Here is a 13954-nt window from a genome sequence, read left to right on the forward strand (position 1 = left end):
TTAAATTATGAAAGTTGAATTTTTTGGTGTTAGAGGCTCAATGGCTTCAGCAGGAAGTAATACGCACATTTTTGGGGGAAATACCTCATGTGTGTACATTGAACAAAGTAACGGTAAAGATCTTATTTTAGACTCTGGTACCGGTATTGTAGAACTCGGTACACGTTTACTAGAAACACAAAGCCCTATCAATATTTTGCTGACGCACAATCATTGGGATCATATTCAAGGGTTTCCTTTTTTTAAACCTATTTACCAACCTAACCGCGATATAACTATTACTGTGGGTAACGTTGATGATAAAAAAAGCCAAGATGCCATATTAAAGCAAATGAGTGGTTCGTACTTTCCGGTGTGTTATCAAGATTTACCTGCCAGCATTACGCTTAATACTGATTTATCGTCTCAAAAGCAATTTACACTTAATGATTTTTTGGTTTCGACTGCTCCACTAAATCACCCTGGTGGTGGTACTGCTTATTGTATTAAAGCAGATGAAAAAAAGGTGGCTTACGTTACCGACAATGAGCTAAATCCGCCAGAAAAAGCAAACACAAGTATTAGCGAATGGGTCAACTTTATTGAAGGCGCTGATTTACTAATTCATGATGCTCAATTTATAGATGCAGACTTGCCTCTTAAACATGGTTGGGGGCATAGCACCATAGATCAGGTGGCTGAGCTTGCTATAAAAGCGAGTATTAAAAATGTGGTTATTATTAGCCACGATCCATCAAGAACCGATGAACAGTTATTAGCTATAGAAAAATATTTACACACGCAGTACGCTCAACAGGTAAAAATAGAATGCGGCCGAGAAGGACGAGTTTTTGATTTTTAGTCTATCAAGGAGCGTTACTCATTAGCTCCTTAAAACCAATTACTTCAAAGCACTTTTTCATTGGCGCTGTTATTACATTATTAATTGCATCAATAGAGCTATTTTCAACTGGGTCGCTTGCAAAGTTAGTGAACCGCGTAGAAGGTATAATATACGACTCTCGTTTATTACTAACGCTTTCAGAGACGCCTAGGCGTATTGATGAAACCGTTGTAATAATTGATATCGATGAAAAGAGCATGCAAGAACAAGGACGCTTTCCTTGGAGTCGATCAAAAGTAGCCGACCTTGTTACAAAGCTTACTGATGCAGGTGTTATTGTTATTGCATTCGATATATTTTTTTCTGAACAGGAAGAAAACCCTGTTACAAAAATTATGTCTGAAATTCCTGATTTATCAAAAAAGTACACCATCCCCTTTGCTGAAATTACTAAACAAGTCGATGCAGACACAAAACTAGCAAGCGCATTATCTAAAAATGATACTGTTCTTGGTTTTTTATTAATTGATGAACAACTCACTAATCAAAACTTGCCAGCTAAAAGCAGTGTTATATGGGCAAATGCGGATCATACTAATTCACAAATAAACCAGTTTCCTGGTGCTATTGTAAATATTCCACAGTTACAAAATGCTACAACGGGTACCGGTTTTATCAATGCACATAGCGATGAAGATGGTTTTATACGTAAAGCAGCTCTTATAAATCGAGTTGGCAATAAGCTTTATCCTTCTTTAGCACTTGAAGTTGCTCGACTTTATACCCTTGCTGAAAACATAGAAACCCGTTCCAATAGGTTAGATGGTATAACCTTATTCGAAGGTATAAAATTTCAAGATAAGTGGATTCAAACTGATGAGTATGGGCAAATATTAATTCCTTACAAAGGGCGTGCGCATAGCTTCCCTTATTATTCGGCTACCGATATTTTGACCAAAAAAATTGGTTTAGAGGAATTAGAAGGCACAGTAGCCTTTATTGGCACATCGGCAATTGGACTCGCTGATTTAAGATCAACACCTGTTGGTTTGCAATACCCTGGTGTGGAGGTTCATGCCAATATATTTGAAGGATTAATGCACCCAGAGCTACTGCCATCTAAACCTAATTGGTCACTGGGAGCAAGCTTACTCATCATTACATTAACGGGTAGCGTACTGTCGTTTTTTAGCCACGGTAAGAGCGCACGTTTTATTATTGTTTTGTCTCTTACAGTCACAAGTGTCGTTATATTTTTAAACGTTTATTTATGGTCAGTGCAAAAAATTAGTTTACCTTTATTAATGCCTCTTTTACTCATCATTATATTAGCGGGTTATTACATCATTGTTGGTTCTATCGCTGAAATGAAACATAGCCGAAAAATAAAATCTATGTTTGACCAATATATGCCTCCTGAGCGTATAAATCAGATGATATTACAGGGTAAAAGTTTATCTCAAAAAAGTGAGCGAAAAAATATGACGGTGTTGTTTGCCGACATTCGTAGTTTCACTTCAGTATCAGAAAGTATGTCGCCCCATCAGTTAAGTGAATACTTAAACGAATATCTTACGGCTATTACCAAAATCATATTTGATCATAACGGAACTATTGATAAGTACGTAGGCGATATGGTGATGGCATTTTGGAATGCTCCACTAATAGATGAAAACCACGCTCGCCATGGTGTTGAAGCCGCTATGGGTATGATTAACGGGTTAACGCAAGTAAATCAGTTATTTGCAGAAAACAATCAGCCTGCAATAAAAATTGGTATCGGTTTAAGTACTGGCGATATGAATGTAGGTGATATGGGTTCGGTTTACCGTAAAGCCTATACAGTTCTTGGTGATACTGTTAATTTAGGTGCTAGAGTAGAAAGCTTGACCAAATTTTATGGCGTAGCTATTCTTGTTACAGAAGAAACGATGAACGAATGCCCTCATATTTCATTTCGTTTAATAGATAAAGTACAAGTTGTCGGAAAAACAACGGCTATACAGTTGTTTGAGCCTATAAACTTTACAGATAAGCTCGATGAAGAACAGTTAAATGAAGTTAAAAAATCACAGCAGGCCATGACGCTTTTTTATAATAAAAACTGGCCACAAGCGCTTAGCTTATTTAAAGAACTACACAGCACGACCGTATTTAGCTCTGACGTTTATACCATTTTTATCGAACGTATTAAGGGCACTGATTTGCAAACACTAGCTAAGGATTGGAATGGTGCCTTCAAACATACTAAAAAGTAGTAAACATATGCGACAGCACATTAAAGACAAAACAAACCTTCAGCATTTTATCGATATTAGTATTAGGCTAACAACAGAAAAAAACTCGTCTAAGTTACTTGATGAAATACTGCAAGTTGTGATGTCGATAGCAAATTCTGATGCTGGCAGCATTTACTCTATTACCCCAAACAAACAACTCAAGTTTGAAACGGTAATAAATAAGTCATTAAATCTTTATTTAGGTGGCACTTTAGGGAGCCCTGTAGATTTTCCTAATATAGATCTTTTTATTGATGGCAAACCAAACGAAACAGCTATTGTTGCCCACTCTGCAAATTCTGGCGAAGTGATTAACATTCCTGACGTGTATGATGCCCTGCCCTTTGATATGAGCGCAGCTCGCAAAATGGACGCACGCACGGGTTATCGTTCTGAGTCCATGCTAACAATTCCTTTAAAAGATCATGAAGATGACATTATTGGTGTAATCCAGCTTATAAATGTAAAAGATGCGCAAAATAAAAACATTCCTTTTAGTGAAGAGCTTGTCACTCTAATTCGATCTTTTGCCTCTTTAGGCGCTATTTCACTAACTAACTCAACACTAATTAAGGGAATGGAAGATCTTTTTTCAACCTTTGCTGAAACAATTGCGATGGCAATAGATGAAAAGTCTCCTCATACCGGTGGCCATTGTAAACGAGTGCCAGCACTCACGTTAATGCTAGCTGATGCCGTACATGATATAAATAAAGGCCCTTTGGCTTCATTTTCGATGAGTGAGGCCGACCGGCATGAACTTGATATAGCAGGCTGGTTACATGACTGTGGGAAAATCGCGACTCCCGATCACATTATGGAAAAGTCGACAAAACTAGAAACTATTTTTGATCGAATAAAATATGTAGATGCTAAATTTGAAATAATTAGCCGAGATTTAAAAATAGCGTATCAGCAAAAAATCATCTGTGCGATGAAGCTGCAAAAACCTATCGAGGTTCAACAATTTGAACGCCTACTTGATACCGAGCTTAAACAGTTGGCATTAGACCGTGCATTATTACAGCGTGTGAATGTAGGGGGCGAGTTTTTAGGTGATGCAGAACTTGAGCACATTGAACGCATTGCAAACAAATACCAACTCGTTATAAATGATATTAATACACCATTGCTCTCAGCTGATGAAGTTGAAAACTTAACAATACGAAGAGGCACGTTAACCGAAGCCGAACGTGAAGTAATGAAACGTCATATGGATGTAACTAAAAATATTTTAGATGCCCTGCCGTTCCCTAAACACTTAAGCAATGTGACTGAATATGCTTTAGGTCATCATGAAAAACTTGACGGTACTGGTTACCCAAGAGGTTTAACCAAAGAGCAAATGTCGGTGCCTGCAAGGTTAATGGCTATTACGGATATTTTTGAAGCGCTATCTGCAGTAGACAGGCCCTACAAAAAAGCAAAACCGGTCAGTGAGTGTTTATTTATTTTAGGGTCAATGGTTGCTAAAAACCATCTTGATGCTGACATTTTTGCTATTTTTATTGAGTCGCAAGTCTATAAAAATTATATCAATGAATATGCTAACCCAGAGCAGCTAGATGAGGTAGATTTTGATAACTTACCCGGTTACACACCTATAAGTTAGCACCTATAAAGCCATGCCTTTATTCAAAATACGCTTATTACAGCCTATACCTATCCAAACAAAAAAATGCCACCTTACGGTGGCATTTACACACGGGGTTATTTCTACTTATAGAAATCCTTTTACTTTTTATTTGTTTTTTTATGTTGTTTTATTAACAAAAAATATGTTCCCAAAGGTAGCATTTAGCGCTTTGGGTAGCAACAGTAAAAGGTAAAGTTCATATATCTGCCATATTAACGTCATAAAAAAGCGCGAAGTAAATTCGCGCTCGTATACTTAACTGCCGTTATATTTTAATACACACGTATTTTTCTTCTAGGTACTCATCCAGCCCTTGATGCCCACCTTCTCGGCCCAAACCAGATTGTTTAACGCCACCGAAAGGCGCTACTGGGTTTGATATAACACCTTCGTTTACACCTACCATACCAAATTCAAGCCCTTCACTAATTCGGTAAATTTGCTTAATATTTTGGCTATAAAAATAGGCTGCTAGACCAAATGGTACATCGTTAGCAAGTGCAAGCACTTCACTTTCTTCATCAAAAGGAATAACCGTTAATACTGGACCAAATACTTCTTCGTGGTAAATATCCATGTCAGTAGTTACGTTGTTTACTATTAATGGGTTTTGAAAGCTGCCACCTAAGTCACTATTATCGCCAATCAACGTAGCACCTTTATCGAGTGCGTCTTGTACTAACTGTTGTACTTTCTCTTTGGCTTTAGGGTAAATGAGTGGGCCAATATCAACATCGTCTTCAAAACCATTTGCCACTTTTAACGCTGCAACCTTAGGCGTGATTTTTGACAGTACTTTGTCGAGAATATTACGCTGTATAAAGATACGGTTTGCAGCAACACATGCCTGCCCACTATTTCTAAATTTAGCCGCCATTAGCCCTTCTACAGCTTCATCTAAATCTGCATTATCAAAAATGATAAAAGGCGCATTGCCGCCAAGCTCCATCGAGGTGCGTTTAATTGTGTCTGCACATTGAGATAGCAACTGCTTACCTACACCGGTAGAGCCGGTAAATGTAAACTTACGCACGACTTCTGAATCAGTCAGCATTTTACCTACTGTTTTGGCATCTTGTGAAACCAGTACATTAAATGCACCTTTAACAAAACCAGCTTGATCGGCCAAATAAGCAAGTGCGATAGCACATAGTGGCGTATGTTCAGAAGGTTTAAGTATAAAGCTACAGCCCGCAGCGTAAGCTGGAGCTACTTTACGAGTAACCATAGCAACAGGGAAGTTCCAAGGCGTTATACCAGCTACAACACCGATAGGCTGCTTAAAGCTAGTTAAACGATGTGAGTCATCAGTTGGCGGAATCACGTCACCGTAACTACGCTTGGCTTCCTCAGCAAACCATTTGATAAAACCTGCACCGTAATCAATTTCACCAAGGGATTCTTTAAGTGGCTTACCTTGCTCTTTGGTCATAAGCTCTGCAAGTGTTTGTTTGTGTTTTATAACTAGCTCATACCAGCGCATCAACGTTTCGCTTCGCTCGGTGGCATTCGTCGCTTTTAATTTAACAAAAGCCCCTTGAGCTGCAGCTATTGCGCTATTTACACCCTGCTCGTCAATATCGCTTACATCAACAATACTTTTTTCGGTCGCGGGATCGTTAACGCTAAAGTGCGTATCAGTCTTATAAAATTCGCCGTTAATAAATGAGTCTGAGAAAATAAGATTACTCAAAATAAACCTCCGAAATAGATTTTAGGGATTGGGTTGAACTCTTAGCAGCGGGTTTACCCCGCGTTTATATAATCTGAAAAATACGTGATCATTTTGATGTTCAAGTTTGAGATTAGAAAAATTTAACTTAAAACGTTTGAGATTTAAAACGCGACATAAAGTCGCTGCTACGTGTTTATGAATGCTTTCTTGAAACAAAAAAGCCGCTGTATCAAACAGCGGCTTTTAATATATACATCGTTAAAAACTAGTGCTCTTCATTAACGATATTGAGATTGTACTTAGGTATTTCAACCACTAAGTCTTCATCTCTTATAATTGCTTGGCAACCAAGGCGTGACTCAGGCTCTAAACCCCATGCTTTATCTAGCATGTCATCTTCTAGCTCATCACTCTCTTGTAGTGAATCAAATCCTTCACGAATCACTAAATGACACGTAGTACATGCACACGACTTTTCGCAGGCATGCGCAATACTAATGCCATTTTTAAGTGCAGCGTCGAGTACTGTTTGGCCTGCAGGGGCTTCAATTGCAGCGCCGTCAGGACATAATTCAGGATGTGGAAGAAAAACAATTTGTGGCATTCTAATCTCTCTTAAATGTTGTCTACTGACTGCCCTGTAAGGGCCTTTTTAATTGATGCATCCATTCTACGCGATGCAAAGTCGCTACTCGCATTATCGACTTTTTCGATAGCTGCTTTAATTTCGCCAGGCTCTTGTGCATTTTCGCGCACTTTTACCAGTTCTGCAATTTCAGCGCGTAAGTTAGCAAGTTGCATATCGTCAAGTAATGCAGCATCGGCTGCAAGTGATGCATTAAGCGCTTCTATTACGCGTAACGCTTCTACTTGTTGCTCTTTAAGCATACGTGCTTGCATGTCGCCTTTAGCGTTGCTCATTGACTCTTTTAGCATGTTAGCTACTTGGTCGTCAGATAAACCAAACGAAGGCTTAACTTGAATTTCAGCTTGTACGCCTGTTGATTTTTCCATAGCTGAAACACTTAATAGGCCATCAGCATCAACTTTAAAGGTTACACGAATATGCGCAGCACCTGCCGCCATTGGTGGAATACCTTTTAAGCTAAACTTAGCAAGCGATCGACAATCATCAACAAGCTCACGCTCACCTTGCAGCACATGTAATGACATAGCTGTTTGGCCGTCTTTAAACGTTGTAAATTCTTGCGCGCGTGCTACCGGAATTGTTGTATTACGCGGAATGATTTTTTCAACCAAACCACCCATAGTTTCAAGGCCTAGCGATAACGGTAATACATCAAGCAATAGCATGTCAGAATCGGGCTTATTGCCAATTAACACGTCGGCTTGAAGCGCAGCACCTAGGGCTACAACACGATCAGGGTCGATTGAAGTTAGCGGCTCTTTATCAAAAAAGCTTTGTACTTGGCTACGTACCAGTGGCATACGGGTTGAACCGCCTACCATAATAACTTGCAGTACTTCGTCGTTTTCTATGCCAGCATCTTTTACAGCACGACGACACGAACGCAGTGTTTTTTTAACGAGAGGCATAGCCATTTCATCAAACGTTTCGCGTGTTACTTCTACTGTGTATTTTTGATCGTCAAACTCAAGACCCACGTTTACTTTAGCGTATTGGCTTAATGCTTCTTTACACGCTTTTGCTTTATTGATGAATAAACGTAAAACTGAAGGTGACAACGCTGACACACCAGTTTGCTGCTTAAAGTAATCAACAAGTAGTGAGTCAAAGTCATCACCACCGAGACTTGAGTCGCCGCCAGTTGCCATTACTTCAAATACACCTTGGTGTAATCTAAGTACTGATATATCAAATGTACCACCGCCTAAATCGTAAACAGCAATAATACCTTCTTGGCCAGAATCTAAACCATAAGCAACGGCTGCTGCTGTTGGCTCATTTAATAAACGTAGTACGTTAATACCAGCCAGCTCTGCGGCATCTTTAGTACTTTGGCGCTGTGCGTCATCAAAGTACGCTGGTACTGTGATTACAGCCCCTAAAATTTCTTGGTTGCCAAAACTTTGCTCAGCTCGTGCTTTTAATGCAGCTAAAATATGGCTTGATGCTTTAATTGGACTGATTTTACCTGCCGCAGTTTCTATTGCTAGCGCACCATTGTGCTCACAGAACTCATACGGTAGTTGCCCATAACTTTTCTCTATTTCAGCCTGAGTTTTACCTAAAAAACGCTTAACCGAAATAAGTGTATTAGCAGGGTCTTGCGTTGCGGCTTGTGCAGCCTCTGCGCCAACAGTAATACCGCCTGCTTGATAACGAACAACCGACGGTAACATAGCCGCGCCAAGATCATCAGTTAACGTGCGGGCTTCGCCACTTTGTACTGTTGCAACTAATGAGTTAGTTGTACCAAGATCAATACCAATAGCTAGTTTATGTTCGTGTGGTGCCGCGCTCTGCCCCGGCTCAGCAATTTGCAATAATGCCATAATGCTCTTTAAACTCGTGTTGCTCGCTTTGCAGCAAGTAATTAATCGTCAAATAAACTGTCTTCAATACGCTCTAGTTCGTCACGTAACTTATAAACAAACTTCAGTTTACGAATATTATCTGCGGCAAGTTGATATTGCTGCTCATCGTTACTTGCTAGTTGTTCGGCAAGTTGTGCACTGTACTGCGTGTTTAGTTGCTTAATTTGTTTTTCAAAATTTGCAATGGCGGTATCAGGATCGCGCGACGATGTTAGCTCTTCAAGCTCTTCGCGAAGTTCCATTTGCTGCATTAAAAACATTGGATCTTGCAAGGTTTGCTGCTCTGCACGAATATCAACGCCTAGCTCGCTCAGCATATATTCAGCACGTTTTACTGGGTGCTTTAATGTTTGTAGCGCATCGTTAATTTCGGCGGCGCTTTGCACTGCCATTAACTTATCGCGGCTGCTCGCATTCGCGTGGCGATCTGGATGTACAGTACGCTGTAATTCCAAGTAGTGCTTGTTAACCGTTGCTAAATCAATATTGTAATCAACGGGAACTGCAAATAATTCAAAGTAACGCATAACTTCAACCAATAATATTCAGAAATAACAAAGCCCTACATTAACTGGCAGGGCTTATTTATACTACAAAGATATTTTAAGCTTAAACGGTAAAGCTTTCGCCACAACCACACTCATCTGCTTGATTAGGGTTTCTAAATTTAAACCCTTCATTTAAGCCTTCTTTAGTGTAGTCGAGCTCTGTGCCATCGATGTAAACTAAGCTTTTAGCGTCAACAATTAATGTGACACCTTTAGCCGCAAAAGTTTCATCGTCTTCGTTTAAATCGTCAACAAACTCAAGTACATAAGCAAGACCTGAACAGCCCGTCGTTTTAATGCCAACGCGCAGGCCTAAACCTTTACCGCGATTTGCTAAAAATGATTGTACGCGGTTTGCTGCCGCATCTGTCAATGTCACTGCCATGAGTTTCTCTTCTTACTTCGCTTGTTTGCTTTTGTAGTCTGCAATTGCTGCTTGAATTGCGTCTTCGGCTAAAATTGAACAGTGAATTTTCACTGGTGGTAATTCAAGCTCTGCACTGATATCAGTGTTTTTAATTGTCGCTGCTTCGTCTAGCGTTTTGCCTTTAACCCACTCTGTTACAAGTGAAGATGAAGCAATTGCGCTACCACAACCGTAGGTTTTGAATTTTGCATCTTCAATAACGCCTTCGGCAGATACTTTAATTTGCAATTTCATTACGTCACCACATGCTGGTGCGCCTACCATACCCGTTGCCACTGACGGATCATTCTTATCTAGAGTACCTACGTTACGTGGGTTTTCTACGTGGTCGATTACTTTATCACTATAAGCCATTATTCTATCCTCATTACCTGCTAGGGTATGTGCTCACACTATTAGTGGTGAGCCCATTCAACTGAATCTAAATCAATACCTTCTTGATGCATCTCCCAAAGTGGAGACATCTCACGTAGGCGACCGATAGAGTTTTTCATTAATTCGACGGTGTAATCAATCTCTTCTTCGGTAGTAAAGCGACCAATACTAAAACGAATTGAGCTATGTGCTAATTCGTCGTTACGGCCAAGTGCACGTAATACATAAGAAGGCTCTAAGCTTGCAGATGTACAGGCTGAACCTGACGATACTGCAATGTCTTTTACTGCCATAAGTAACGACTCACCTTCAACAAAGTTAAAGCTGATGTTTACAATGCCAGGTACTGATTGGTCTTGCGTGCCGTTAAAGTATACTTCGTCCATATCAGCCATAATGCCGTCGATTAAACGATTACGTAAGGCGCTGATGTGTGCGTGATCTTTTTCGAAATCTTGCTTAGCAATTTTAAACGCTGTACCCATACCCACTAATTGGTGAGTTGCTAGTGTACCAGAGCGCATACCGCGTTCATGTCCGCCGCCGTGCATTTGCGCTTCAAGGCGAGCACGTGGTTTACGACGAACGTAAAGTGCACCAACACCTTTAGGGCCATACACTTTATGTGCAGAGAACGACATAAAATCAACTTTAAGCTGTTGCACGTCGATTAGTACTTTACCCGCGCTTTGCGCTGCATCTACGTGGAACATAATTTTACGTTCGCGACACATTTCGCCAATAGTCGCGATATCTTGAATTACACCTAGCTCGTTATTAACGTGCATAATGCTTACAAGTACTGTGTCGTCACGCATTGTGTCGGCAAGTTTTTGTAAATCAAGTAGGCCGTTTTCTTCAACGTCCATGTAAGTTACTTCAAAACCTTGGCGCTCAAGTTCACGACATGTGTCGATTACAGCTTTGTGCTCAGTTTTAGCGGTAATAACGTGCTTACCTTTTTTCTTGTAAAACTGTGCTGCACCTTTGATAGCAAGGTTATTTGATTCTGTTGCACCCGATGTGAAAACAATTTCACGTGGGTCTGCATTAATTAAATCAGCAATATCTGTACGTGCTTGGTCAACAGCTTCTTCTGCTTGCCAACCAAAACGGTGTGAGCGTGACGCAGGATTACCAAACTTACCGTCCATTGTCAGGCATTGCATCATTTCTTTAGCAACACGTTCGTCAACAGGCGTGGTCGCTGCGTAATCTAAATAAATCGGTAACTTCATTTCTCTCTCCGCTGCAGGTCAACCTTAAAGTTGACAGCTTACTTGAATGTTTTCCAACTGCTTAATTGCATTATTAATACTGTTATCTTGGCGCGATGCTATTTCTTTCACATCTGATTTTTCCACCAATTCAGCAAGGGTAATATTATTCAAAAATTCTTCTATGCGTGCGCTTAAGTCTGACCACAAATTATGTGTTAAACAACGCATACCACTCTGACAGCCGGTATCGGCACCTTGGCAACGTGTTGCATCGACCGATTCGTCTACGGCGCTAATAATATCGCCAACAGAGATAACGCTCGCTTCACGCCCTAGTAAATAACCACCACCAGGTCCACGAACAGAACTTACTAGGCCATTTTTACGTAAACGAGCAAATAATTGTTCAAGGTAAGACAAAGAAATTTCTTGTCTTTGTGAAATATCAGCAAGGGCTACAGGACCTACACCTGTGTGTAGTGCAACATCCAGCATAGCTGTAACGGCATATCTGCCTTTTGATGTTAACTTCATAACGCCCCCTGCACAAAAGAGTGCAAATTTTAATTACCAGAGTAAATTAGTCAAGTATTATCACTTGATAAAAATTTGATTTAGAAACTCTTACTTTTAAATTGTAGAGTTAACAAATTTTCAATACTTGACCTCTTTGGTCAAGTATTACAGCCATTGTAATTACCTGAGTAATTTAGTCAAGTATTAGCGCGTTAATTAGTCTAGGTCTTTTATAACTAATAGCTATACCTAAGTTACTTAGGGATAGCCTTATTAATTGAGGTGAGAATACCGCGTAAAATATTCATTTCAGCATCTTCAGGGTGAGCTCGGTTAAACAAACGGCGCAATTTAGTCATAACTAAACCAGGGTGTTGCTTGATGATAAAACCTGTTTTAAACAACGTGTCTTCAAGGTGATCATAAAACAACTCTGTTTGCTTTGAGCTTGGGTAAACTGCATCGTCTTCTTCAACCTTTTTAGGTTGTTGATTTAAAAATGCCATGCGAGTTTCGTAACTAAGTGTTTGTACGGCCATAGCTAAATTAAGCGAGCTGTACTCTGGATTAGCAGGAATACATACATGGTAATTACAAAGCTGTAATTCTTCATTAGTTAAACCACTGTTTTCACGACCAAATACTAGCGCTACAGGACCATTTACGGCTTCAGCAACGAGCTTTTCACCACATTCACGTGGTTCAACCATTGGCCACGAAAGCGTACGAGAACGCGCACTTGTGCCAATCGTTAATGTACAGTCAGCGATAGCTTCTTCAACGGTACCTACAATAACTGCATTGCCTAAAACATCAGTTGCGCCTGCAGCTAATGCACTTGCTTGGCTGTCTATTTCGCAAGCAGGATCAACTAAATAAAGTTTTGATAAACCCATGGTTTTCATGGCGCGAGCCGCCGAACCAATATTGCCGGAATGTGACGTGTTAACTAAAACAATGCGAATATCATCTAAGATCATTACTGTGCTACTTTGCTATGCCAAAAAATTGCGCAAATTCTAACATGAAAATGTAATAAGATCCTAGATTCAAAAGGCTAGATCCTATGATCAAACCCAATATAACAATTCTTACATGGGTAAATTCTAGGGATATAACGCCGATTTGTTTTGATGCTTAAACCATTGCCGCCTTTACATAGACATCAAAACGGTTCTTTTTGGTTTTGATCTGCATACTTGGGGTTTTTTCGTTTAAGAATGGAGCGTAATCGGGGCGCTTTACAACGACACGCTTACTGGCAAGTGGATAGGCAAAATCAAGTAGGTCGTCAGCGTCGTTGTCTGCACCAACAAGCTCTTGGAATACGCGCATTTCTTTTTTAACTAATGCTGATTTTTCGCGATGCGGGAACATGGGATCTAAATAAACAACATCAGGCATGCTTTCGCATTGAGAGAGCAAAGTATGACTTGAGCCAAATATTAGGCTCATGTTTTCTTTCATCCACAAACCAATTTCAATATCGCTATAGGCTCGCTTTAAACCATCGTATAAAAGTGCAGCTACAACCGGGTGACGTTCATGTAATATAACTTTGCACCCTAGCGAGGCAAGTACAAAACCATCTCGCCCTAAACCAGCGGTAGCATCAAGTACAACAGGCGTTGCACCTTTATTTAAACCCACCGCTTTGGCAATTGCTTGCCCTTTACCACCGCCAAACTTACGCCTATGGGCGGCAGCACCGGTTACAAAATCAACGTTAATTGCACCTAGTTTTGGCTCGTCGGTTTTAAATAGACTTAACCCTTTATCATCGTAATGTAAGCTAAAGCCACTGCAATTTTGCGCCCATTGGGCTAAACCAAAGCGTGTTTCTAATTCATTTAAATAAGGGCGTAACTCTTTAAAAGCACACTGAATAACCACAATAAACTCCGACGATAAAATACGCCTGTAGTATATCAACCG

General features: G+C 40.1%; 13 protein-coding genes. 3 read left to right on the plus strand and 10 right to left on the minus strand.

What is annotated here, in order from left to right:
- Nucleotides 1-7 precede the first annotated feature (7 nt).
- The 3 genes from I6F50_RS06660 (at nt 8) to I6F50_RS06670 (ending at nt 4714) form a co-directional block, all read left to right on the plus strand.
- A complete protein-coding gene (locus I6F50_RS06660) occupies nt 8-841 on the plus strand; it encodes an MBL fold metallo-hydrolase (RefSeq protein WP_165740586.1) in 834 nt (277 codons plus the stop codon).
- A 128-nt stretch (nt 842-969) separates the two neighbouring features.
- Nucleotides 970-3081: an adenylate/guanylate cyclase domain-containing protein gene (locus I6F50_RS20485; RefSeq protein WP_331458714.1), complete on the plus strand. Its 2112-nt coding sequence runs from the start codon at nt 970-972 to the stop codon at nt 3079-3081.
- Nucleotides 3053-4714 (plus strand): HD domain-containing phosphohydrolase, encoded by a 1662-nt coding sequence (locus I6F50_RS06670; protein WP_007586383.1) that lies wholly within the window; start codon nt 3053-3055, stop codon nt 4712-4714. Before I6F50_RS20485 ends, I6F50_RS06670 begins: the two co-directional genes overlap by 29 nt.
- Before the next feature lie 289 nt (nt 4715-5003).
- Here the strand turns inward: I6F50_RS06670 and I6F50_RS06675 are convergent, their stop codons facing one another.
- The 10 genes from I6F50_RS06675 to I6F50_RS06720 form a co-directional block, all read right to left on the minus strand.
- A complete protein-coding gene (locus I6F50_RS06675) occupies nt 5004-6431 on the minus strand; it encodes an NAD-dependent succinate-semialdehyde dehydrogenase (RefSeq protein ID WP_197140439.1) in 1428 nt (475 codons plus the stop codon).
- Nucleotides 6432-6678: 247 nt separating this feature from the next.
- On the minus strand, nt 6679-7017 hold the full coding sequence (fdx, locus tag I6F50_RS06680) for an ISC system 2Fe-2S type ferredoxin (protein WP_165735300.1): 339 nt from the start codon (nt 7015-7017) through the stop codon (nt 6679-6681).
- A gap of 11 nt (nt 7018-7028) precedes the next feature.
- Nucleotides 7029-8891: a Fe-S protein assembly chaperone HscA gene (gene hscA, locus I6F50_RS06685; RefSeq protein WP_007586377.1), complete on the minus strand. Its 1863-nt coding sequence runs from the start codon at nt 8889-8891 to the stop codon at nt 7029-7031.
- Between the two features lie 41 nt (nt 8892-8932).
- Complete coding sequence (hscB, locus tag I6F50_RS06690) at nt 8933-9460, minus strand: co-chaperone HscB (protein WP_007586374.1); 528 nt, start codon at nt 9458-9460, stop codon at nt 8933-8935.
- 82 nt (nt 9461-9542) lie between these two features.
- Complete coding sequence (gene iscA, locus I6F50_RS06695; protein ID WP_007377674.1) at nt 9543-9866, minus strand: iron-sulfur cluster assembly protein IscA; 324 nt, start codon at nt 9864-9866, stop codon at nt 9543-9545.
- 12 nt (nt 9867-9878) lie between these two features.
- Complete coding sequence (gene iscU, locus I6F50_RS06700) at nt 9879-10262, minus strand: Fe-S cluster assembly scaffold IscU (RefSeq protein ID WP_007377675.1); 384 nt, start codon at nt 10260-10262, stop codon at nt 9879-9881.
- A gap of 41 nt (nt 10263-10303) precedes the next feature.
- Nucleotides 10304-11521, minus strand: coding sequence for an IscS subfamily cysteine desulfurase (locus I6F50_RS06705; RefSeq protein WP_002958425.1), 1218 nt, complete (start codon nt 11519-11521; stop codon nt 10304-10306).
- Nucleotides 11522-11545: 24 nt separating this feature from the next.
- Nucleotides 11546-12037, minus strand: coding sequence for a Fe-S cluster assembly transcriptional regulator IscR (iscR, locus tag I6F50_RS06710; RefSeq protein WP_007586371.1), 492 nt, complete (start codon nt 12035-12037; stop codon nt 11546-11548).
- Between the two features lie 236 nt (nt 12038-12273).
- Nucleotides 12274-12999: a tRNA (cytosine(32)/uridine(32)-2'-O)-methyltransferase TrmJ gene (gene trmJ / locus I6F50_RS06715; protein WP_024589846.1), complete on the minus strand. Its 726-nt coding sequence runs from the start codon at nt 12997-12999 to the stop codon at nt 12274-12276.
- A gap of 157 nt (nt 13000-13156) precedes the next feature.
- Entirely contained in the window at nt 13157-13912 is a 756-nt protein-coding gene (locus I6F50_RS06720; protein WP_010554084.1) for a class I SAM-dependent methyltransferase, read from the minus strand.
- Nucleotides 13913-13954: the final 42 nt, after the last annotated feature.

The organism is Pseudoalteromonas sp. NZS127_1, assembly GCF_015864295.1.
Lineage (GTDB): Bacteria > Pseudomonadota > Gammaproteobacteria > Enterobacterales > Alteromonadaceae > Pseudoalteromonas > Pseudoalteromonas arctica.

Excerpts from the sequence above, each read along its gene's own strand:
- fdx (WP_165735300.1), bottom strand. The coding sequence starts at position 7,017 with ATGCCACAAATTGTTTTTCTTCCACATCCTGAATTATGTCCTGACGGC.
- iscA (WP_007377674.1), bottom strand. The coding sequence starts at position 9,866 with ATGGCAGTGACATTGACAGATGCGGCAGCAAACCGCGTACAATCATTT.
- I6F50_RS06705 (WP_002958425.1), bottom strand. The coding sequence starts at position 11,521 with ATGAAGTTACCGATTTATTTAGATTACGCAGCGACCACGCCTGTTGAC.
- hscB (WP_007586374.1), bottom strand. The coding sequence starts at position 9,460 with ATGCGTTACTTTGAATTATTTGCAGTTCCCGTTGATTACAATATTGAT.
- iscR (WP_007586371.1), bottom strand. The coding sequence starts at position 12,037 with ATGAAGTTAACATCAAAAGGCAGATATGCCGTTACAGCTATGCTGGAT.
- I6F50_RS06670 (WP_007586383.1), top strand. The coding sequence starts at position 3,053 with ATGGTGCCTTCAAACATACTAAAAAGTAGTAAACATATGCGACAGCAC.
- trmJ (WP_024589846.1), bottom strand. The coding sequence starts at position 12,999 with ATGATCTTAGATGATATTCGCATTGTTTTAGTTAACACGTCACATTCC.
- I6F50_RS06660 (WP_165740586.1), top strand. The coding sequence starts at position 8 with ATGAAAGTTGAATTTTTTGGTGTTAGAGGCTCAATGGCTTCAGCAGGA.
- iscU (WP_007377675.1), bottom strand. The coding sequence starts at position 10,262 with ATGGCTTATAGTGATAAAGTAATCGACCACGTAGAAAACCCACGTAAC.
- hscA (WP_007586377.1), bottom strand. The coding sequence starts at position 8,891 with ATGGCATTATTGCAAATTGCTGAGCCGGGGCAGAGCGCGGCACCACAC.